The sequence below is a fragment of the Fulvivirga sedimenti genome (assembly GCF_020328055.1).
The window spans coordinates 1284025-1305318 of record NZ_JAIXNE010000001.1; the positions used below are offsets into that span (position 1 = coordinate 1284025).

Here is a 21294-nt window from a genome sequence, read left to right on the forward strand (position 1 = left end):
GGCCCTAAAACAATGGATCGTATGGAGAAAGAAGTTCGTGTAAGATTTGCCCCCAGCCCGACCGGCGCATTGCACATTGGCGGGATCAGAACCGCGCTGTATAATTATCTTTTCGCCCGGAAGCACAACGGCAAAATGATCCTTCGAATTGAGGATACAGATCAAAACCGATATGTCCCGGGCGCAGAGGAATATATCCTGGAAGCACTGAAATGGGCCGGAATTGAATACGACGAAGGCCCGGTAATCGGAGGCCCATACGGTCCGTACCGTCAATCGGAACGTAAAGATATCTATGCAAAATATGCGCAGTATCTGCTGGACCACGGACATGCCTATTACGCTTTTGATACCCCGGAGGAACTGGACGCCATGCGGGAACGCCTGAAGGAAAGTCGTGTCGCATCCCTTCAGTATAATTCCATCACCCGGATGCAGATGAAAAATTCCATTACGCTGTCTGACGATGAAGTGAAAGAACGGCTGGCATCCGGTGAACCCTATGTGATCCGTCTCAAAGTGCCGCGTAAGGAAGAAGTTCGTCTTCATGATTTGGTTCGTGGGTGGGTAATGGTACATTCTTCCGCTATTGATGACAAGGTATTAATGAAATCAGACGGAATGCCTACCTATCACCTGGCAAATGTCGTAGATGATCATTTGATGAAAATCACGCATGTGATACGGGGTGAAGAATGGCTGCCGAGTGCACCGCTCCATGTTCTCCTATACCGGTTCCTGGGCTGGGAAGATACGATGCCTCAATTTGCCCATCTGCCTCTGTTGCTTAAACCCGATGGTAACGGCAAACTTAGCAAGCGGGATGGTGACAAGCATGGATTCCCTGTTTTCCCGATCTCCGGAAGTTTTCCGGATAAGGATGGGAATGCAGAAATCTATCATGGATTCCGTGAAGCTGGCTATATTCCACAGGCCTTCATTAATTTTCTGGCCTTCCTGGGATGGAATCCCGGTACAGAACAGGAAATTTTCAGCATAAAGGAGTTGATTGATAATTTCAGTATAGAACGTATCAATAAATCCGGCGCGAAATTCGATATCGACAAGGCACGCTGGTTCAACCAGCAGTATCTCAATAACATGAGTGCCGCTGACCTGGCTGTTTACCTGAAGCACGACCTCGATGCAAATGGTATTGCGTATGGAGAGATCGACCTCGGGAAAGTATGCGAAATACTTAAGGGGCGTATTACGTATCCTTCGGATCTGTGGAAAGAAAGTAAATTTCTGTTTACAACCCCGCATGAGTGGGATGAACAGGTGGTTCAGAAAAAATGGAATCCGCTGGCTGTTGAATTCCTTACCGGTCTTCGGGAAAGAATCCTGGCCCTGGATTCCTTAACGGCGGAGTCGGCAAAAGAAACACTGGACAACCTTCTTGAAGAAAAAGGCGTTAAATTAGGACAGGTGATGCAGGCTCTCAGGCTGGCTGTAACAGGAAGCGGAACAGGACCAGATCTGATGAAAATCCTGGAAATTCTGGGTAAGGAAGAAACTGCACTCCGTTTGAATAATGCCATAGAAAAATTACCGGTTGCTGCCGGCTGATAAGATGAAAAAGAAGAAGTCAACCAAACCCGAAAAGAAAAAGCCCTCCGTGAATAAGGAGTTGGAAGGATTTGACATCCGGATCGATTCCTTTGGAGAAATTCAATCCAGTTTTAATATCGATAAGATCAATGAATTCCTGAACAGAAATGTTGAGGATAAGAAACTTGCGAACAGGGAAGATATTGACGAAATTAAAAAGGGTACATCAAAAGACGAGGAGGAATGAGATCCCATGAAATTGATTACCGTATCATAGGTGAGAGCATCCAGATTGTAGAAGTGGAGCTTGATCCGGGAGAAACGGTTATAGCAGAAGCTGGAGCCATGCTGTACATGGAAGACGGCATTCAATTCGACACCAAGATGGGTGATGGAAGTGCCGCGGCACAGGATTTTCTCGGAAAACTCATCCAGGTTGGAACGCGTGTACTCACAGGTGAATCCATTTTCATGACACACTTCACAAACCTGGGTTCCAAACGTGCACGCCTGGGATTTTCGGCACCGTACCCGGGCACAATCGTTCCCATCAATCTGGCACAGGCACAAGGCAATGAACTCATCGTTCAAAAAGACGGGTTTCTCTGCGCCGCGCTTGGAACACAACTCACAATTACACTTAACAAGCGAATCGGAACAGGCCTTGTGGGTGGCGAAGGTTTCATCCTTCAAAAACTGAGCGGCGACGGAATGGCATTCGTACATGCCGGAGGAACCCTGATTGAACGGCAGCTCAATAATGAATCTTTGCGTATTGATACCGGGTGTATTGTGGCTTACGAATCATCACTGGATTTTGATATCATTCAATCCGGCGGATTGAGATCTATGATATTTGGTGGTGAAGGAATATTTCTGGCTTCCATTCGTGGAACCGGACGTGTTTGGCTCCAATCCATGCCGATACGGAAACTCATTCAGGCCCTCGCACCCTATGGCAAGAACCGGCGTAAGGAATCGGGTTCGATTCTCGGAGATTTTCTGGAACCATAGTTACAACAGGAAAGGAATAATGGCGGCAACCTCCTCCCGGTATTTCTCATAGGCTTTTCCGTACCGCAGAATAAGTTTTCGTTCTTCAAGGCGGATACCTATCAACAGGTAAATCCAAACACAGGCAACACTGATGAGTGTGGCTGCTCTCGGGTCAAACAGAAAAAATCCCAGCGTGATAAGTATCGTTCCCGAATACAATGGGTGGCGCACCCAGGCATTGATGCCGGAAGTAACCAATCCCTGATCCGGCTCTTCAGTCAGTCCGAGAAAAGCACGGGCTGAATAATTCCTGAATGCGGCATTGATGATAAGTACCCCACCGCCAGCTAAAAACAACGATATATATTTCAGAAAATCCGAGCGACCAAATAAGCGGTCACCCCCTATCCATGCATTGTAGAAAAGTAATAGCAGGAGCGCAACCGTCGAAAAAGCGGAATAGAGTAGTCGATAGTTCCTGGCGGAACCCGGAAATTTGCTTTTTACTTTATCTGTGGCCAGAAAACTATGCAGAAAGAAGTACATAATCCAGGCAGCTATTAGGAGGGCATAAGACATAATTCAACTATTTCCCGGCGGTCAAATAATCCCTGAGGATGTTTATATTTGTCCGAATCGATACGAACCTACACAATAGTTATGAAAATTGGGATCATCAGGGAGGGAAAAAAGCCCATTGACCGTCGCGTTCCGATCAATCCGGAACAGGCCGCGAAAATCAATAAAATGTTCAAGGATGTGAGCGTGGTATGTCAAACAAGCAAGATCCGTTGCTATACAGATGATGAATACCGTAATGCAGGGATCCCTGTAGTTGATTCCGTTGAGGACTGTGATGTGCTGATGGGAGTAAAAGAGGTGCCGGTAAATGAACTGATCGCCGGCAAAACTTATTTTTTCTTTTCCCATACCATCAAGGAGCAATCGTATAACCGCGGTCTCCTCAGAAAAATACTGGAGAAGAAAATCCGCCTGATCGATTATGAAACGCTCACCAATGAAAATGGACAGCGCGTTGTTGCATTTGGCAGATATGCTGGTCTTGTGGGCGCATATAATGCCCTTTACACCTATGGAGAGCGGTATAATCGCTTTCACTTGCGGCGGGCCCATGAATGTTTTGACCTTGAGGACCTGCTTGGTGAATTGAAAAAAGTAACACTGCCACTAACCAAAATTGTCCTTACAGGCGGAGGTCGTGTTTCAAAGGGAGCCATGGAGATTCTCGATGCCATTCCCATCCGAAAAGTGACACCCGATCATTTTCTGAACGAGACTTATCGCGAACCTGTTTACACACAGCTTAATACACGCGACTACAATGTACACCGGGATGGAAAATCTTTTGTAAGAAGCGAGTTCTATCGTAATCCGGAGCAGTTCGAAGGAAATTTTCTGCCGTTTGCAAAAGAAGCAGATATACTCATTGCAGGTGCCTTTTGGGATCCAAGGGCTCCCGTTCTTTTTACCCGTGAGGACATGCTGTCAAAGTCTTTCCGTCTTCGCGTGATCGCAGATATCACCTGTGATATCGAAGGGTCAATCCCTTCCACAAAAAAACCAAGCACCATTGATGATCCCGTTTATGACTATGATCCTACAGGTGATGAGGTAAACCCTCCTTACAGTGATGAAGGAAACATATCGGTTATGGCCGTGGATAACCTGCCCTGTGAGCTTCCCAGAAATGCTTCTGAAGATTTTGGCAATGAAATACTGAACCACGTTCTTCCATCGTTGTTAGGAAAGAAGGATAAAGGAATGATCACCCGGGCAACCATTACTGATAATGGCGAACTAACCGAACGGTATTCCTATCTGTCCGGTTACGTTCAGGGAAAGTGAGCGTATAAACTGTCGTTCATGCAACAGGTGTTAATAAATACGAGCCCGCTAATTCATCGTTCAAAAAAATTCGCTGAAGAATTTCTCGGATCGTTGAATGATGAATTTTCATATCATAATCTGGATCATACGATTCAGGTGGTGAATGCTGTTGAGGAAATCAGCAGGAAATCTCAGCTCAACCCGCTTGAATTTGAGAACGTCATCATTGCAGCGTGGTTTCATGATACCGGCTATCAGGTTGATGTGAATCGTCATGAAATTGAAAGTGCCCGTATCATGCGTGAGCAGCTAAATTCCTGGGACGTATCGGAGGAAAGGATCCGGCAAATTGAACAGATCATACTGTCAACGCAAATGCCGCAGGCACCAAAAACCCTGCCTGCTAAAATTCTGTGCGATGCCGATCTTTATCATCTCGCCGATCCTGAATTTCTGAAGAAATCAGAAAGCCTCAGAAAGGAGATTAACCTAACCTGTAATAAGAAAATAAACCAGAAAGAATGGACGCGCATGACATGCGAGTTTATCGACAGCCATTGCTACTTCACTGAATACGGAAGAAAGGTACTTGCGCCCCGCAAAGAGATCATACTCTCCCGGATAAAAAACAAACTGAGAAGACTTGCAGGTGGATAATTTGAGGTTGTTTTTTCTCGACATACCAAAATAAAAAAGGCCCCATTCACATGGAGCCTTTTTTTTATTTTAGTTTATACCTAGCGGGCATTTCCGAAGATATATCGGATACCCAGCTGCATCTGCCAACGTGAGCTGCGGAAACCGTTATCGATAATATCATTGTCCCATGGATCTTCCCCACGAATAATATCATCGTTCACAGTAAACTCAGGTGTAGTATTGTCAATATCAATATCATTCTCCAACGAGTACAGGGAATAGGTATTGAATCCGAGTGATCTTCTTCGGCCCCAATCCTGATTCAGCATATTGGTGAAGTTGAAAATATCAACTGAGAACTGAAGCGTGTTACGCTTGCCGTTGTTCATATCGATGTAAAAATTCTGCAGGAACCTAAGGTCAATGATGGCCTCAAATGGAGTTCTGTCAGTATTTCGATCAATATATCCACCACGATAGTCATCCAGCGCTTTTCTGTCGCTAATAAAGCTGTCAAGGATCTCCCACTGCTCAGCGGCCGTATAGGTTTGCCCGTCAACTGTTGTTTCAACGAGGTTGATCTGACCTGCGTTGGCAGGAACATATGCCAGTTCGTTAAAATCAAAACCTCCATCGTTAATAAAGTCATTGTTAAATGCTCCTACCACATAGGTGAAAGGCTGTCCTGACTGTCCGTTGAATATGACAGAGATTTCACTGCCAAGGAAACCGGCATAGTCCTTCTTGTAGCTAACAGAGGCCAGCAAACGATGGCCTGCTGCAAACTGTGAACGCATAGGATCTCCCTCAACGTTTCTGCCGTTCTGGTTAAAGTATCCTCTCCACTGTGAGTTATTCTGTGATGATGTTCCATCAAAAATAGTGTAAGAATCACCGTATGAATAGCTCATCGTAGCACTTAACCCGTTTCTGAAAGGCTTTGTCAGTGAGGCTACAATGTTATAGGAATAACCTCCATTATCAGTATTCGACGCCAGGAAGATGCCGGTATATTTATCATCAATTCGGTCATCATCGTCAAAAATCGGACGGTTATCCGCTCCTCCTGTAAGATTAGCCTCTGAAGGCTTCAGGTTCAGGTTCTGATAGCGCAGGTAGTTAATGTGCTTCGAATAGATACCTTCCAATGTACCGATAATGCCACCTGGCAATTTCTGGTCAACAGCAAGGTTTAGCTTCATTATCTGGGGAAGTTTAAAATCCGCCGCAAACAAATCTATCTGTCCCGAAGGAATCACATTGTTCGGATCGATATCACCCGGCCACTGATTCTGTACATCCGGATTGAAAGGTTCATTGTTGTTTCGGCCTCCACCAATGTTCAGACCGTAGTTATTATAGGCACCGCCCTGCCATACGAGTGGAATACGGCTTGTGAAAATACCGATACCACCACGTACCTGCGTGGTCATATCACCTGAAACATCCCAGTTAAATCCAACCCGGGGGGAGAATAATAACTGTGTCTTGATGAATGATCCGGTTTCTGCTCCCATCATGTCGTATCCAAAGCTTTCGATCAATGGAATTGTATTCTGGTTGAAATCCTGGTTTACAGGAACATCATCCAGGAATATCGGGAAGTCCATACGGATACCTGCAGTAAGTCGGAAATTGTTGGTGAGCTGCATCTGATCCTGGATGTAAAAACCCATAAGAACCTGCTTGAATGCTGCAATAGCCGAAGATCCGTCACCGGCAATATTGTCTACCTGAGAATAGCTTCGTTCGATGCGGCTTGAGATTGGGTTACCCTGAGGATCGAGATCATTCAGGAACTGATCCACACCACCGAAGAAACGGTAACTGCCGTAGTTCTCACGGATAAACAGGTTACCTACGTTATAATATTCAAAGTTCACTCCAAAGAGAAATGTATGCTTGCCTTTGAACCATTCAAATTCATTGTTCACCGTGATGATATCCTGGTTGAGGATGTTCGCAGTAGAAAAACGCTCTGCGCCAAGCTCAATGCTACCGTCACCATCTGAAATACGGATGGTTGGGAAATCATCACCAAAAGGATCGCGGTCATCACGAACGATGGTCGCTCCAATGGTTAACTTGTTGGAGAAGTTATTACCAAAAGTACTTGAAAGCTCAAGCGCGGTGGAGTTAGTATTTGAAATAAAATACTCCGATCCGTTAAGGAATCCAATAAACCTCGGACTCGAGTTACGGGCTTCCAGGTTCTCCGCTCTTACGTAGCTGTGTCGAAGTGAAAGCTTGTGATTATTGCTGATGTTCCAGTCTAACTTTGCCAGGAATTTTTCACTGTCCAGCGTACGGGCATTATTTTCAAATCCTCCCGGATCATAGCCATACGTAGTCCTGACAAAATCGGCCAGCTGCTGCAATTGCTGAGGTGTTGCATCACCGCCGTATGTAGCCACGTTAAAAGGCTGGGGAGTTTCATCACGCTGGAATTCACCGTTTACAAAAAAGAACAGCTTATCCTTGATGATCGGACCTCCCAGGCGCATTCCATAGGTCTTGGCTGTAAAGGGCGCCAGTTTTGTGCGATCGATGTTTTCCCTGTCGGTAGGGGTCTTTCCGGCAAAATTTTCATTCCTCCAGAAGTAGTATGCAGATCCTTCAAAGTCGTTGGTTCCGCTACGGGTAACCGCGTTGATGGCACCACCGGCAAAACCACTCTGACGGACATCAAAAGGCGCCACAGCTACCTGGAATTGCTCAATCGCATCAATACTGATCGGCTGAACACCTGTCTGACCACCGTTGGTTCCGCTTCCCGCAAGTCCAAAAACGTCATTGTTTACCGCACCATCCACATAAATGGTGTTGAAACGGTTGTTCTGGCCAGCAATGGAAATGGTAAAACCGTCATTATTCTCCTGAATATTGGCCAAAGGGTTTAGGCGAACAAAATCTCCAATTGAACGGGTAACAGTTGGAGCTGAATTAATAGCCTGCTCGTCTATTACAGTTTCCTGACCGGTTCGGTTTCCGTCGAAGATGTCATTTCTGTTGGCTACCACAACGACTTCACCGAGCTCGGTAACACCTTCACTAAGGGTAACATTGATAGCGAAAGTCTGGCCAAGTGTAAGGTAGACGTCGTTTCTCTCAAAGGACTGAAATCCTACAAAGGATACAGTTACTTTGTAGGGTCCCCCAACACGCATGTTGGGAATACGGAAAAATCCGCTTACATCGGTCACATTACCATAGGTAGAGCCTGATGGCGTGTGCACTGCAACAATTGTTGCTCCGGGCAATGCTTCTCCATTTTCATCAGTCACCTTTCCGTTCATCGCAGAGGTAGTTACACCCTGTGATTGTACGGAGAAAGTAACAAGAAGAAAAAGAAGACTCAGAATTGAGTAATTGAGTAAAAATTTCTTCATACTAAATCTTTTTTGTTTGGGTTAGTTTGTTTTGCCGGAAGAACCGGTTTGTTAAAAGATGATGCAAAGGTAAAACGTTCAGTGAATTATCCTTGTACTTACATTTTAACTTACTGCAAATTAAACAGGTTGGAATTTAACTTACAGGTAATACCCCATCTTTTTACGGCGGAGAAGTTAGTTAATTATTCTTATTTTTACAGCCTTTCAACCGGATAAACATGTATCATTTAAGATCATTAATTCTATTTTTCCTTATCTCCTGTGCAGGAACGCTATTTGCACAAGTAAACCTCTCCTACTATCTGCCGGAGGAAACGTTTGATTCTGATATTCCGGCACCTGCCGATGTGATCGGTCATGAGGTCGGGGAATGGCATATAACACATGATAAATTAGTGCAATACATGTATGCCCTCGCCGCCAAATCTGATCGGATCACGATCATGGAAACGGGTCGAACCTTCGAAGGAAGACCATTACTTTTACTTACCATCACTGATCCTTCAAACCATGCCCAACTGGAGGACATCAGGACCCGGCATCTTGAACTTTCAGATCCGGAAAAAAGTAAAAATCTTAATCTGGCAGATATGCCCGCGGTTATTTATATGGGTTTCAGTATCCACGGTAATGAGCCCAGCGGCAGCAACGCTTCCCTACTTGCAGCCTATTATTTTGCCGCATCTACCAATCCCCAAATAAAGGAAGCGTTAAAAAATACCGTGATTTTGTTTGATCCAAGTTTCAATCCTGACGGTTTGCAGCGATTTGCAGCCTGGGTAAATTCGCGTAAATCCCAGGTACTTTCATCAAACCCTGAAAACCAGGAACAAAATGAACCGTGGCCCCGTGGCCGCACGAATCATTACTGGTTCGATCTAAACCGGGACTGGCTGCCTGTACAGTTACCGGAGTCTCAGGCGCGGTTAAAAACTTTTCACAACTGGAAGCCCAACGTGCTAACCGATCATCACGAAATGGGCACAAATTCAACTTTCTTCTTTCAGCCCGGAATCCCCTCACGGAATAACCCGTTAACTCCGGCAAGAACATTTGAGCTTACCGAGGAAATTGGAAAATATCATGCGGCGGCCCTCGACAGCATCGGATCGCTATATTTCACAAAGGAAAATTACGACGACTTTTATTACGGAAAGGGCTCTACCTATCCGGATATCAATGGAGGTATCGGGATTTTATTTGAGCAGGCCAGTTCGCGTGGTCATCTGCAGGAAAGTGACAACGGGCTGTTGTCGTTCCCGTTTACCATACGAAATCAGTTGAATACCGCGTTGTCGACACTGCGCGCTGTAAATGCACTCCGCGTTGATCTTCTCGAGCATCAGCGTGACTTCTATTCTTCCGCACTTTCGGGGTCTTCTGCAGAAAATGCTTATCTGGCAAGTTCTTCAGATCCATGGATCGTTTATCATTTTGCCAGGCTACTTGAGACACATCAAATAAAATATAGTGTAAGTACCAGCCGTCAAAAGATAAATGGCACGGATTACAACCCCGGGGAAACACTTCTCATCCCAACGAATCAGCCCCAATACAGGCTTATCAAATCAATTTTTGAGCGTCGCACCTCATTTACTGACAGCCTGTTCTATGATATATCGGCGTGGAATATGCCGATGGCGTTCAATATGGACTATCAAACTGTGAGTACAAAAGAAATGGGCAAAATATCCGCTGGGGAATCAAAGAAGGCAGAACCTCCCACTGGGCGGGTGACCGGTGGAAAGGCGGGTTACGCATATGCATTTGACTGGAATAATTACTATGCACCGGCATTATTATACCATCTGCTGGATAAGAACCTGCGCCTTAAAGTTGCCACCGAACCGTTTAACGGATCTGAGGGCAGTCAGTTTTCAAGGGGCACACTCATTTTGCCACTTGGAAATCAGTCTCTCTCATCCGATTCAATTCATGCCATAGTTGAACGCGCTGTATCTGAATACGGCGTTACAGCCTACGCGCTGAACAGCGGCCTCGATCTTGAAGGAAAAAGCCTGGGAAGTCCGTCCTTTAAATCCCTGGAATCACCCCGTGTGGCACTTTTGGTGGGAGACGGCGTTAATTCCTATGAAGCCGGGGAGGTCTGGCACCTGTTTGACGAACGGATGAAAATACCCCTTACGCTCCTCCCGACAGACCGTGTTGGACGTTCAGATTTATCCCGTTATTCAACAATTATTATGGTAAACGGAAGTTATGGATCACTGGGTGACCGCGGCAAGGATCAACTAAGGAGCTGGGTGCAGCAGGGCGGCGTGTTAATTGCCGTAAAAAATGCCGTTTCAGCCATGAATGGAATGGGACTGGGTAATTTTAAATTCCGGAGTATTTCAAACTCCGATTCAAGCAAGCAGCGAAGCTATTCCGACCTGTCTGCTGAAAGAGGAGCTGAGGAATTGGGAGGTGCCATCTTTGAAGCCCGTATTGACACCACGCATCCGTTATTTTATGGGTATAACAAAGAAAGAATCGCAATATTTAAAAACGACAAACTGTTCCTTGAACCGTCGACGAACGGATTTGCCAATCCCATTATTTATACGAAAAATCCCCTATTAAGTGGGTATATTTCGAAGAGCAGCCTTGAAGGTCTGCAGGGATCATCGGCTATTGGAGTGGGCAGTTCCGGCCAGGGCAGGATCATTGCTCTGACCAATGATCTTAATTTCCGTGCATTCTGGCTGGGCACAAACCGGATTTTTATGAATGCTGTATTTTTTGGAGGAATGATCAATAGTGGCGCAACGCGTTAAGGTAAATTGATGCGTCGGGTTGGATCGATCCGCCGTTTATCGTATTTTCACTTAACATTGAAGTGGCACAGTTTCTGCAAAAGAGTTTGGTGTAGATGAATAAAGTTATGAAAATGAGGCTATTTATATTGTTTCTGCCGCTCTTGTGGTGTATTCCCATGTCTTCAATGGCACAGGGCGACATCATTAATGAAGTGAAAGAATCGATTAAAGCAGGGAGCTCAAAAGAACTTTCAAAATATTTGAACAGCAGTGTGGATGTTACCATGAACGGTGATATGGCAACCTACAGCAAAACACAGGCTGAATTCATTCTGCGGGATTTTTTCAAGGAAAACCCGCCGTCGAGCTTCACCATCGTGCATCAGGGTGCTTCAAAAGGGGGCCTTCCCTATGCTATCGGCCAGTATCTCAGCGGAAACAACACGTTCCGCGTGTGGATGCGTATCAAAAATGAAGGCAGCAAATATCTGATCCACGAAATTTCATTCATTCGGGAGTAGTCCGTCTTTTTTATCGGATACAAACCGCTTTTTTCCGTACTTTTGTCGCATGCTTCCTTCCTACGTGACCAGCGATCATATCAGGGAATTTCTTGACTACGCATTCAGAGAAGATGTGGGTGACGGAGACCATTCTACGCTGGCAGCAATTCCCGAATCAAGTCGGGATCATGCCTCACTTCTAATGAAGGATGACGGAATTATCGCAGGAATTGAAGCTGCTGCACAGATCATCCAATTTTATGATCCGCGGCTCATCATGCATCCGCTAGTAAAAGATGGTGACCCGGTAAAATACGGTGATGTCCTTTTTACCCTTGAAGGTCCTGCACGATCCCTGTTGACGGTCGAGCGGATCATTCTGAATTGCATGCAGCGCATGTCGGGTATTGCCACAAAAACCAACCACCTTAACAGCCTGATCAGCCACACCGGAGCGAAACTGCTTGATACCCGTAAGACCACACCTAATTTCAGGATCATGGAAAAATGGGCCGTTTTCATAGGCGGGGGTGTGAACCATCGGTTTGGTCTTTATGACATGATTATGCTCAAGGATAATCATATTGATTATGCCGGGGGTATTGAAAAAGCCATTGCTGCCACGCACGAGTACCTTTCAAAAACAGGACGAAAGTTGCGTATTGAAATTGAAACCCGTAATCTGGAGGAGGTAGCACAGGTGCTCAAAATTGGCGGAGTGGACCGAATCATGCTGGACAACATGTCAATTAGCGAAATGACTAAAGCAGTGGAACTCATCGGCAACCGAATGGAGACGGAGGCCAGTGGTGGCATTACAGAAAAAACAATTGCAGCAGTTGCAGAAACCGGAGTGAATTTTATTTCGGTAGGTGCATTAACGCACTCGGTGCGCAGTCTTGATATGAGCCTTAAAGCGACAGAAAGTATTGAAAAATAGAAATATCATATATATCCTGCTTGAGGTCTTGGTATTAACCCTCATATTTGTATCCTTCTTTTATCATTGTGCCTAAATTCGATCAAAAATGATTGTTAAAACCCGAAAATATAAACTCGAGAGCAAAACCTATATTAAGCTGGCCCTTTTAAATATATTCCGCCAGCAGTGGTGGGTATTGCTTATTGCATTAGCCATTTGCCTTGGTTATTTCTGGATTCCAAATTCATGGTGGTTCATTGGAGCCGGAATTGCACTGGTTCTTTATATACTTTTTTGGGTAATTCAGTTTGCCGGTGTTACGCAGCTCGACCAGACCAAAATGCTCTTCGAAAAACTGGGATATGAAATAAACAGTCAGCAAATCCTGATCAAACTTAACGAGCGACAGGGTATGCCATTGAAATGGGAACAGATAAAAAGAGCCAGTGAGGGCAAGGATTATTATCTCCTGGTGGTGAATAAGGCACAGCTCATTCATCTTCCCTTCAGAATATTCAAATCAGATAATGAGCGCAAGTTTGTTGGTTCTATCCTGAAAAGAAAAGGTTTTATAAAAGAATAATGCTTGAAAAAAGAGCTGACAGACCAGGAAATTCTCGAGAAGGCCGCCTCATTTTGCGCCTACCAGGAGCGGTCTGAACGTGATCTCAAAAACCGGCTTTACAAATGGGACGTCACCGGTGAAAAAGCCGAGGCAATCATTGCCCAGCTGAAAGAGGAGAATTTTCTGGATAATAAACGATTTGCGCTTGCCTATGTACGAGGCAGGTTTAAACTGAAAAAATGGGGACGGATCAAGATTCGTTACGGACTCATACAGCATGGAATTGATGCTGAAATCATCCATGAGGCCCTTCAGCAGCTCGATGATGACCAATATATTGAAACACTCTCCTCACTGCTTGAAGCGCGCATGAAACGCATTCAGAATCCCGGGTACAAGGAAAAGTCAAGCGCTTTTCATTATCTTTCATCAAAGGGTTATGAAGGAGATCTCATCGCTGATTGCTGGGACAAGCAATATCCTGATTATTAATTCTGCGACATATTGGTCCTTTCACGGATGAAATAAGTACGGATTTTTAAAATTCATATATATTTATCATTCCAAAGACTCATTATGATCCATACTTCAAAAGAACTGCTAGGTCAGCTTTTCGACCTTCTCGGGCATGTCCCCGTGAACAGATATAATGAACCGCTGGATGTATTGAGTAATGCCACCTTGGGGCAGCACCTTCGCCATACGCTGGAATTCTATCAGTGCCTTCTTGAGCAATATGAAACCGGGATAATCAATTATGATCTGCGTAAGCATGACCCGACACTGGAGAGTGATGTGCATACCGCACGGAAAAAGATATTGCAACTGAAAGGACTTCTCTCATCGGAACTATCTGATCGACCTTTAATATTGCAATTTTCTTACAAAGATTCTGCCCCCGATTACGATGAGGTACATACAACATTCTATCGTGAACTTATTTACGTTGTAGAACACACCGTACATCATATGGCTTTGATAAAAGTCGGACTTCGGGTACTGATGCCCTCTTATGACGCTCCTGTTTCATTTGGCGTTGCTGCCAGCACCCTTCGATACCGCAAAGAAGGTAAATTACGGGAAGCGCATTGACACATGGACTGGAAGACCTTTCGAATCCGCCTGATGAAATGGGAATACTGGCCGTTCACAGTTGCCTATCTGCCCATATTTATCTACTGGATCTGGCTGTCACTGAAAGCTCGCTCATTGCTCTATTTTACCGCATCAAATCCCGGCATCAGGAATGGTGGTATGCTGGGTGAGTCGAAAAGTGAAATTCTGAAGCAAATCCCAAATAAATATATCCCCGCCTCTATTCTTATTGAATCCGATGTATCCAACGAGGAGATTCTTACCAGGATGAAGGATGCAGGTCTGGCATTTCCGGTAATCTTCAAGCCGGATATGGGCGAACGTGGAAAAGGAGTCCATAAAATCACACACCCGGAGGAAATTGATATGTACCGCAAGGAGATCAGGACTTCCTTTATCATACAGGAATTTGTCGATCTGCCTGTTGAACTTGGGGTTTTCTATTCGCGAATTCCGGGGGGCAGCAAAGGAAAAATATCTTCTGTGGTACTGAAGGAAATGCTTTTTGTTACCGGAGATGGAGTCTCCACCCTGGAAGAGCTTGTGCAACAAAATGACCGGGCATACCTCCAAAAGAAAACGCTTATGACCCGGTGGGCTCCCAAATGGAAAGACGTTATTCCAAAAGACAAAAAATTTATTCTTGAGACGGTTGGCAATCATTGCCGGGGCACAAAATTCCTGAATGGTAATTTTCTGATCACTGGAAAACTAACAGAAATATTCGATAGCCTGTCCGATGAAATTCCCGGCTTCAATTTTGGCCGATTTGATTTGCGGACCCGTTCCTTTGCACATCTGGAAAGAGGGGAATTTAAAATAATGGAACTTAATGGAGCAGGTTCAGAACCTGCACATATTTATGATCCTGCTGTAACGGTAACTGATGCGTACCGATCACTTTTCTGGCATTGGAAAACACTCTATCGGATTTCCAGAGAGAATCATAAAAACGGAATTCCTTATCTTTCCTTGCGGGACGGCATCAGGGAGTACAGGAACGTCCTCAAAAACCAACAGTTAAAACATTCGTGACACAAACCCTAATTGTCGCTTTCATCGTCAGCTTCTTCGGATCAATTCCTCCTGGCGCGATTAATCTGAGCGTCCTTCAGCTTAGCGTGGAGGGAAGATCAGATGCGGCCGTCCGGTTTACCCTGGCCGCAGCTCTGATTGAAATACCATATGCCCTGATCGCCATTAAATTTCAGGCACTCCTGGAAAGATCCCCTTGGCTCACTGACAACTTCAAACTTATTGCGGCTATCGTATTGTTCATTCTTGGCATCAGCAGTTTGCTGACTCACCGTAAACAAAGCACGAATAAAGTCTTGCAAAGCGGCTTCAGAAAAGGAATTCTCGTAAGCATATTCAACCCGATGGCGATCCCATTCTGGATAGCGGTTACCGCTTACCTTGTGCAACATGAATGGGTGGATTTAAACCAGGCTGGCGGGGAGTTAGCCTATATCGGCGGACTTGCCCTTGGTACCCTTAGCCTACTTTTTGGCTTGATTGTTTTGGGGAAAAGACTCGTGCCCTACTTCCGGAACAGTGAAATGTTAAAACGTGTCCCCGGAATCGCGTTTATACTTCTGGGCTTGTATTCCCTTGCTGAATATTTTCACTTCCTCTGAGTTGCCGGCCCGATCTGAACATCCATGGAGAACTGAATCACTACCGCTCGTCCACTGATCTTCTCCAGCATTGGTTTCAGAATCAACTCTGCATTGGTGCGCGTCTGAGATAATATTCCTGAACTCAGGGCAGCACTACGTATCTCATCTTCCGCTTGTTTATAAGCTTCCTGGATGAATGCCCGCTCGTCCTTGAGCCAATTGGTTTCGAGGTTATAGATACGTGTTTTATCCATATCCAGCTTATAGTAGCAGATCTCGGGTGAAGGTAGCTTCACATAAAGGGTATCATTTTCAACACGAACATCACTTTCCTCGAGTTTTGTAAGATCTACACAACCCACGGCCTGCCCGGTGCTGATTAAGGCTATTTTCTGATCTGGACCCAATTTGAACAAATTGAAGTAGGTTTCGCTGATTTGTGTTAACTCGGTTATCTCCTTGAAATTATATTTTACCAGTTCCATTTTTCCCAATGCCTCGATTTCCTGAAGAACCGCCGTGCGATTGATAACCAGTTCAGGTTCCTGTTTCGCGTCAGTTCGGGCAAGAAGGAGAAGAATGGCCAGTAAGACCACTGCTATCCATGGAATTAATCGAAATATGCTCTTCATGATTTACAGCAATTGCATATGAAATTAAGGATATTGATTGATGATTCGATTAAATGAATGAAAAATGTCTGTTTCGGTGTAACTTTTACCCGATGATCTGGAAAATTCATATCGATACCGGAGGCACCTTCACCGACTGCATTGCCACCGATCCGGACGGGCGCTTTCACCGCATGAAAATCCTGAGTCATAGCAGCCTGCGCGGCCAGCTCGAATACTTAATTGATACATGTACCTATCAATTCGATATGGCCATTCCGGTGCAGAAAGATATTTTTAAAGGATATATGTTCAGATATCTCGACCGGTCTGAAGAAACAGAAATTGTCTCGGTCGACCCGGTAAAAAAAATACTCAAAACCAGTACTCCGCTTAAACGCAATTTTGGTGCCTTTGAAATTGCAAGTCCGGAAGAAGTACCGCTCTTTGCTGCACGCTTATTCACTGCCACTGGTCTGGATGAAGACCTCCCTCCAATCCATCTGAGACTTGGAACAACGCGGGGGACGAACGCATTGCTTGAAAAAAAAGGATCTCCTGTTGCGCTAATCGTAAGCAGGGGGTTTGGTGATATTCTTGCCATAGGAAATCAACAGCGGCCCAACCTGTTTTCTCTCAATATCTTAACCAAAGATCCATTGTACCAGGAAGTCCTGGAAATAGATTCGAGAATGGATGCTGCAGGTAACATATTATGTCCCATTAGTCAGACAGAACTCGAAAAAATCGCTTCTAATCTGATCCATAGCCCTTTTCCTCCCGGTGATATAAGTGTGGCCATTTGTCTGATGCATAGCTACCGGAATCCGGAACACGAGCAACAGATTAAGGAATTTCTCACTGAAAAGGGCTTCAGGCATATCACCTGTTCATCAGACATTTCACGTTCGGCCAAATATCTCGACCGGACGGAAACGACCGTCGTGAATGCATACCTGAAACCGATAATGGATTCGTACCTCTCAAATCTGGATAAGGCGGTATCTGCGGAATTCTATCTGATGACAAGTGCAGGATTGCTTACAGATCGCAAAAATTTTCATCCAAAAGACAGTCTTCTCAGCGGGCCTGCTGGTGGAGTGACCGGTGCAGTAGCCATCGCCAGGGATGAACAGGAAGATCAGATCCTTTCTTTTGATATGGGTGGGACAAGCACGGATGTTTCACTCTTTTCAGGAGATTACTCCTATACCTATTTCACGCGTGTTGGTGATGCCAGGATTCAGTCGGCAGCACTATCGATTGATACCATTGCAGCGGGCGGAGGTTCGATCTGTACGTTTGATGGAAAAATGCTGCATGTAGGTCCCGAAAGCGCCGGTGCCTATCCCGGTCCGGCCTGTTATGGTGCTGGCGGACCCCTTACGATTACAGATGTCAACCTCTTGAGTGGACGATTAATTGCTGAGGCATTTTCGATTCCAATTGATGCAGAGGCAGCTCAACATGCACTTCGGGCAATCGGGATTTCCGGTCAGACTGAAATTGACCTGATGCATGCATTTCAGGTCATAGCCAATGAACGGATGGCAGAAACCATCCGAAAAGTTGCTTTGCAGAAAGGGCAGGATCCCGGAAAAGCAACACTCGTTTCATTCGGGGGTGCAGGGGGTCAGCACGCCTGCGATATTTCTGAACTACTGGAGATAGAAAACATTCTCGTTCCCTATGATGCGGGATTACTGAGTGCTTACGGAATATCAACTTCAGAGATTGCGCGATTCTCAATGCAGGAAATATACATGCCTTTGGATTCCGTTCGGGATGAACTTCCTGATATGATCAATACTATCAGGGAAGTCGCCTGTAACGAACTTCTCCAACTTGGGCATGATAAAGCTGAGATCTACATCCGGCAAACTTACTGTTATATTCGCTTTATTGGTCAGGAAACCTCCATTGAAGTGCCTTACGAAGCACCGGAATATCTTGATGAGGCGTTTAAGAAAGCCTATGAAGCACTTTACGGACATTGGTTGGAGAGTCAGCAACTAGAGTTGGTCTCGGTGAAGGTAATAGCCGCCATTGCTGCCGAAAGTGAACAGATAGCCAGTCGTACCTTTGAAACATACCGGCCTGAACCCTTCGGCTATGGAAAGTCACTTCATGACGGGGAATGGCTTGATAGCCAGCATCACATATGGGAAGATCTTCACCCCGGGGCAGAGATCGATGGACCAGCTGTAGTGATAAGCAACAATAACACTGTATTCGTTAAAAAAGAATGGCGATTTTCCCTGAATGAGCGAAACACGGCAAAACTTTCATCGCATTCCATTGCCAAACCCTCCGACAAAACGCTCCATGAGAGCGCAAATATCAGGCTATTTCTAAATCGGTTTTCATCGGTGGCGGAAGAAATGGGAGCTATTCTTGAACGGACTTCATTCTCCGTTAATATCAAGGAGCGGTTTGATTTTTCCTGTGCACTGCTGGATAGGGATTGCCGGCTGATTGTAAATGCTCCGCATATTCCCGTTCACCTCGGCAGTTTGAGCATGTGCGTAAAAGCCGTATCAGATAAAATCACGATGCGCGAGGGAGATATTGTAGTCACCAATCATCCGGCGTACGGCGGATCCCACCTGCCCGATGTGACTCTCATTGCACCGGTATTTCATTCAGGCCAACTGGTGGGTTATGTAGCAAACCGGGCCCACCATGCCGAAATTGGCGGAAAATCCCCGGGGTCCATGCCACCACATGCCACCAGGCTGATTGAGGAAGGAGTGATTATTGAACCTTTCAAATTAGTGGATAACGGAATCCCTCAATGGGAGCAGGTTGAACATGTTCTGAAATCCGCCCGATTTCCGAGCCGTTCGATCGATGAAAATCTTGCGGATTTGCGTGGAGGAGTGGCCTCCATACATTCCGGGATAACCGGCATAGGGACTTTGTGTAAAAATTTTGGTGTTGACCAGGTTCTCCATTATATGGCCGCTCTTACGGATTATGTTGCGGGAAAATTCAGGATAAAGCGGCATGAACTTCCATTCAACACCTACGGTGCAGAGGAATTTCTGGATGACGGACAAAGATTGGTTGTCACCATCCGTCATAGCGAGGATAAAATGTCCTTTGATTTCACCGGTACGGGCCCCCGTCATACCGGAAACCTGAATGCCACTCCGGCAATTGTGAACAGTGTGGTTCTGTATGTTCTGCGGTTGTTGCTGGATGAGGATCTTCCGTTGAACGACGGATTGCTCGAAGACGTTGAAATATGTATTCCCGAATGCCTGCTGAATCCTGATTTATCCGGATCTATGGAAGAATTGCCAGCCGTTGTTGGCGGAAATACCGAGGTAAGTCAGCGACTTACTGATACAATTCTAAAGGCATTTGAAATGGCTGCCTGCAGCCAGGGGACGATGAATAACCTTATTTTCGGTAATGAACGCTTTGGATTTTACGAAACCATTTGCGGTGGAACGGGAGCGGGAGACGGCTACCATGGTCATGATGCAATCCATCAGCACATGACCAATACCAGAATTACTGATCCGGAAATTATGGAATTACGTTATCCGGTAATGGTTGAGGAGTTCTCCATCCGCAGGGGTTCCGGAGGTCAGGGCCGGTGGCATGGCGGTGACGGAGTAATTCGAAAGATCAGGTTTTTAGAAAATGTACTTGTTTCCATTCTTGCACAGCATAGAAAGGAACAGCCATATGGATTACAGGGTGGGATGCCTGGCAAGACGGGTGCACAACAGATTCGGAAATCCGACGGCAGGATTCTATCCCTGGTTGGAAATGATCAAGTTGAATGCACCAAGGGTGATACGGTTGAAATATTCACCCCTGGTGGAGGTGGCTTTGGTTATCCAGGGTAAGAACAGACATTTGGTCTGTGATATCCAGGGTTAAGGGCAGACCAAACGGTAAAGCCAGGTTGAGATTTTCATGACCTATAGGAAAGTTAAGGGCAACCGGAAAATCTCCATGGAAATAGGACATAAGAATATCTTCGACCGACTTGCCAAAGGGGATTTGGGTATCTTTCATGTCACTGAACTGTCCGACAATCACACCTTTCAGCCGGTCAAATTTACCCGCTCTTCGAAGCTGATTCATCATTCTGTCGATTTTGTACAAATACTCATCAATTTCTTCAATGAACAGAATCCTTCCATCGGTATGAATTTCAGACTTTGTGCCGAGGCTTTCCGCCAAAAGCGAAAGATTGCCTCCTATTACGGTAGCTGTAACCCGGCCTGGCCGGTTTCCGGGTACTGAGGGGATCTTATAATGCAGCTTACCGCTAAAAAGAAACTGATGAAGGCTCCTTAGTGATTCACCTACGTTATCATATCCATATTGGGCAGGCATAAGTCCATGAATACTTGCTACGTTCGCATGATCAAGGGCGAGATGTACAGCTGTGATATCACTGAAACCAATGATCCATTTTGGGTGCTTATGAAGAATATCCAGTTCTACCTGATCGATGATCCGCGTAAGACCATAGCCACCGCGAGCGCAGAATATGGCTTTCACAGCGGGGTCTGCCAGTGCCTGCCGCCATTCCTCGAGTCGTTGCTCATCAGTTCCGGCAAAGTAGCCGTCCTCGGCCCACAAACTGATGCCTTCTCTTGCATCAAGCCCCCAGGAACGGAATATTTCCCACGATGCTTCCATCTGTTCAGAAAATATCTTCCGGGAAGGGCTGATTACCATAATTTCATCGCCTTCCTTCAGCAATGGCGGGTAAAGTGTCATGATTCTAAAGATAGCAGACTTTGGCAAAAAATACTCGTGTGTTCAGCA

Annotated in this window: 18 protein-coding genes; 14 read left to right on the forward strand and 4 right to left on the reverse strand. The window is 45.5% G+C overall.

Annotated elements, in window-relative coordinates; genetic code table 11:
* Positions 1-21 precede the first annotated feature (21 nt).
* From gltX to LDX50_RS05970, 3 genes are read left to right on the forward strand one after another with little or no spacing between them, the layout of a single operon-like run.
* Positions 22-1569 carry a glutamate--tRNA ligase gene (gltX, locus tag LDX50_RS05960; protein WP_225697495.1) on the forward strand — a complete coding sequence of 516 codons (1548 nt, stop codon included), beginning with the start codon at positions 22-24 and terminating at the stop codon, positions 1567-1569.
* Positions 1570-1573: 4 nt separating this feature from the next.
* Entirely contained in the window at positions 1574-1798 is a 225-nt protein-coding gene (locus LDX50_RS05965; RefSeq protein ID WP_225697496.1) for a hypothetical protein, read from the forward strand.
* Positions 1795-2565: a TIGR00266 family protein gene (locus LDX50_RS05970; protein ID WP_225697497.1), complete on the forward strand. Its 771-nt coding sequence runs from the start codon at positions 1795-1797 to the stop codon at positions 2563-2565. The genes LDX50_RS05965 and LDX50_RS05970 overlap by 4 nt, the downstream gene beginning before the upstream one ends.
* On the opposite strand, the gene LDX50_RS05975 is transcribed toward LDX50_RS05970, so the two are convergent.
* The gene (locus LDX50_RS05975; RefSeq protein WP_225697498.1) at positions 2566-3126 is read right to left on the reverse strand and encodes a methyltransferase family protein; all 561 of its coding nucleotides are present in this window, start codon (positions 3124-3126) and stop codon (positions 2566-2568) included.
* An 81-nt stretch (positions 3127-3207) separates the two neighbouring features.
* Here LDX50_RS05975 and LDX50_RS05980 point away from each other — a divergent pair, with 81 nt between their 5' ends.
* Positions 3208-4413 (forward strand): NAD(P)-dependent oxidoreductase, encoded by a 1206-nt coding sequence (locus LDX50_RS05980; protein WP_225697499.1) that lies wholly within the window; start codon positions 3208-3210, stop codon positions 4411-4413.
* 18 nt (positions 4414-4431) lie between these two features.
* Entirely contained in the window at positions 4432-5052 is a 621-nt protein-coding gene (locus LDX50_RS05985) for an HD domain-containing protein (protein WP_225697500.1), read from the forward strand.
* A gap of 80 nt (positions 5053-5132) precedes the next feature.
* On the opposite strand, the gene LDX50_RS05990 is transcribed toward LDX50_RS05985, so the two are convergent.
* Positions 5133-8423, reverse strand: coding sequence for a TonB-dependent receptor (locus LDX50_RS05990; RefSeq protein ID WP_225697501.1), 3291 nt, complete (start codon positions 8421-8423; stop codon positions 5133-5135).
* Positions 8424-8644: 221 nt separating this feature from the next.
* On the opposite strand from LDX50_RS05990, the gene LDX50_RS05995 reads away from it, so the two are divergent.
* The 8 genes from LDX50_RS05995 to LDX50_RS06030 all read left to right on the forward strand — a co-directional run bounded on the left by LDX50_RS05995 (position 8645) and on the right by LDX50_RS06030 (position 15907).
* Positions 8645-11203: a M14 metallopeptidase family protein gene (locus LDX50_RS05995; RefSeq protein ID WP_225697502.1), complete on the forward strand. Its 2559-nt coding sequence runs from the start codon at positions 8645-8647 to the stop codon at positions 11201-11203.
* A gap of 113 nt (positions 11204-11316) precedes the next feature.
* Positions 11317-11706, forward strand: coding sequence for a DUF4783 domain-containing protein (locus LDX50_RS06000; protein WP_225697503.1), 390 nt, complete (start codon positions 11317-11319; stop codon positions 11704-11706).
* A 49-nt stretch (positions 11707-11755) separates the two neighbouring features.
* Positions 11756-12628, forward strand: a complete 873-nt coding sequence (gene nadC, locus LDX50_RS06005) for a carboxylating nicotinate-nucleotide diphosphorylase (RefSeq protein WP_225697504.1) — start codon at positions 11756-11758, stop codon at positions 12626-12628.
* Between the two features lie 88 nt (positions 12629-12716).
* Positions 12717-13193, forward strand: a complete 477-nt coding sequence (locus tag LDX50_RS06010) for a YcxB family protein (protein ID WP_225697505.1) — start codon at positions 12717-12719, stop codon at positions 13191-13193.
* A gap of 3 nt (positions 13194-13196) precedes the next feature.
* Positions 13197-13667, forward strand: coding sequence for a regulatory protein RecX (locus tag LDX50_RS06015; RefSeq protein ID WP_225697506.1), 471 nt, complete (start codon positions 13197-13199; stop codon positions 13665-13667).
* An 84-nt stretch (positions 13668-13751) separates the two neighbouring features.
* Positions 13752-14267 (forward strand): hypothetical protein, encoded by a 516-nt coding sequence (locus LDX50_RS06020; protein ID WP_225697507.1) that lies wholly within the window; start codon positions 13752-13754, stop codon positions 14265-14267.
* Positions 14268-14270: 3 nt separating this feature from the next.
* Complete coding sequence (locus LDX50_RS06025) at positions 14271-15305, forward strand: ATP-grasp domain-containing protein (RefSeq protein ID WP_225697508.1); 1035 nt, start codon at positions 14271-14273, stop codon at positions 15303-15305.
* Positions 15302-15907 carry a LysE family translocator gene (locus tag LDX50_RS06030; protein WP_225697509.1) on the forward strand — a complete coding sequence of 202 codons (606 nt, stop codon included), beginning with the start codon at positions 15302-15304 and terminating at the stop codon, positions 15905-15907. Before LDX50_RS06025 ends, LDX50_RS06030 begins: the two co-directional genes overlap by 4 nt.
* Here LDX50_RS06030 and LDX50_RS06035 read toward each other — a convergent pair.
* On the reverse strand, positions 15895-16521 hold the full coding sequence (locus LDX50_RS06035) for a DUF4230 domain-containing protein (RefSeq protein ID WP_225697510.1): 627 nt from the start codon (positions 16519-16521) through the stop codon (positions 15895-15897). The two genes, LDX50_RS06030 and LDX50_RS06035, sit on opposite strands and share 13 nt — an antisense overlap.
* Before the next feature lie 92 nt (positions 16522-16613).
* Between LDX50_RS06035 and LDX50_RS06040 the strand changes: the two genes are divergently transcribed.
* Positions 16614-20360, forward strand: coding sequence for a hydantoinase B/oxoprolinase family protein (locus LDX50_RS06040; RefSeq protein WP_225697511.1), 3747 nt, complete (start codon positions 16614-16616; stop codon positions 20358-20360).
* Here LDX50_RS06040 and LDX50_RS06045 read toward each other — a convergent pair.
* On the reverse strand, positions 20323-21246 hold the full coding sequence (locus tag LDX50_RS06045) for a S66 peptidase family protein (protein ID WP_225697512.1): 924 nt from the start codon (positions 21244-21246) through the stop codon (positions 20323-20325). The genes LDX50_RS06040 and LDX50_RS06045 overlap by 38 nt on opposite strands.
* Positions 21247-21294: the final 48 nt, after the last annotated feature.

Bases quoted from the DNA above. Each gene is read 5' to 3' on its own strand.
- gltX (WP_225697495.1), top strand. From the start codon at position 22: ATGGAGAAAGAAGTTCGTGTAAGATTTGCCCCCAGCCCGACCGGCGCA.
- LDX50_RS05965 (WP_225697496.1), top strand. From the start codon at position 1,574: ATGAAAAAGAAGAAGTCAACCAAACCCGAAAAGAAAAAGCCCTCCGTG.
- LDX50_RS05970 (WP_225697497.1), top strand. From the start codon at position 1,795: ATGAGATCCCATGAAATTGATTACCGTATCATAGGTGAGAGCATCCAG.
- LDX50_RS05975 (WP_225697498.1), bottom strand. From the start codon at position 3,126: ATGTCTTATGCCCTCCTAATAGCTGCCTGGATTATGTACTTCTTTCTG.
- LDX50_RS05980 (WP_225697499.1), top strand. From the start codon at position 3,208: ATGAAAATTGGGATCATCAGGGAGGGAAAAAAGCCCATTGACCGTCGC.
- LDX50_RS05985 (WP_225697500.1), top strand. From the start codon at position 4,432: ATGCAACAGGTGTTAATAAATACGAGCCCGCTAATTCATCGTTCAAAA.
- LDX50_RS05990 (WP_225697501.1), bottom strand. From the start codon at position 8,423: ATGAAGAAATTTTTACTCAATTACTCAATTCTGAGTCTTCTTTTTCTT.
- LDX50_RS05995 (WP_225697502.1), top strand. From the start codon at position 8,645: ATGTATCATTTAAGATCATTAATTCTATTTTTCCTTATCTCCTGTGCA.
- LDX50_RS06000 (WP_225697503.1), top strand. From the start codon at position 11,317: ATGAGGCTATTTATATTGTTTCTGCCGCTCTTGTGGTGTATTCCCATG.
- nadC (WP_225697504.1), top strand. From the start codon at position 11,756: ATGCTTCCTTCCTACGTGACCAGCGATCATATCAGGGAATTTCTTGAC.
- LDX50_RS06010 (WP_225697505.1), top strand. From the start codon at position 12,717: ATGATTGTTAAAACCCGAAAATATAAACTCGAGAGCAAAACCTATATT.
- LDX50_RS06020 (WP_225697507.1), top strand. From the start codon at position 13,752: ATGATCCATACTTCAAAAGAACTGCTAGGTCAGCTTTTCGACCTTCTC.
- LDX50_RS06025 (WP_225697508.1), top strand. From the start codon at position 14,271: ATGGACTGGAAGACCTTTCGAATCCGCCTGATGAAATGGGAATACTGG.
- LDX50_RS06035 (WP_225697510.1), bottom strand. From the start codon at position 16,521: ATGAAGAGCATATTTCGATTAATTCCATGGATAGCAGTGGTCTTACTG.
- LDX50_RS06040 (WP_225697511.1), top strand. From the start codon at position 16,614: ATGATCTGGAAAATTCATATCGATACCGGAGGCACCTTCACCGACTGC.
- LDX50_RS06045 (WP_225697512.1), bottom strand. From the start codon at position 21,246: ATGACACTTTACCCGCCATTGCTGAAGGAAGGCGATGAAATTATGGTA.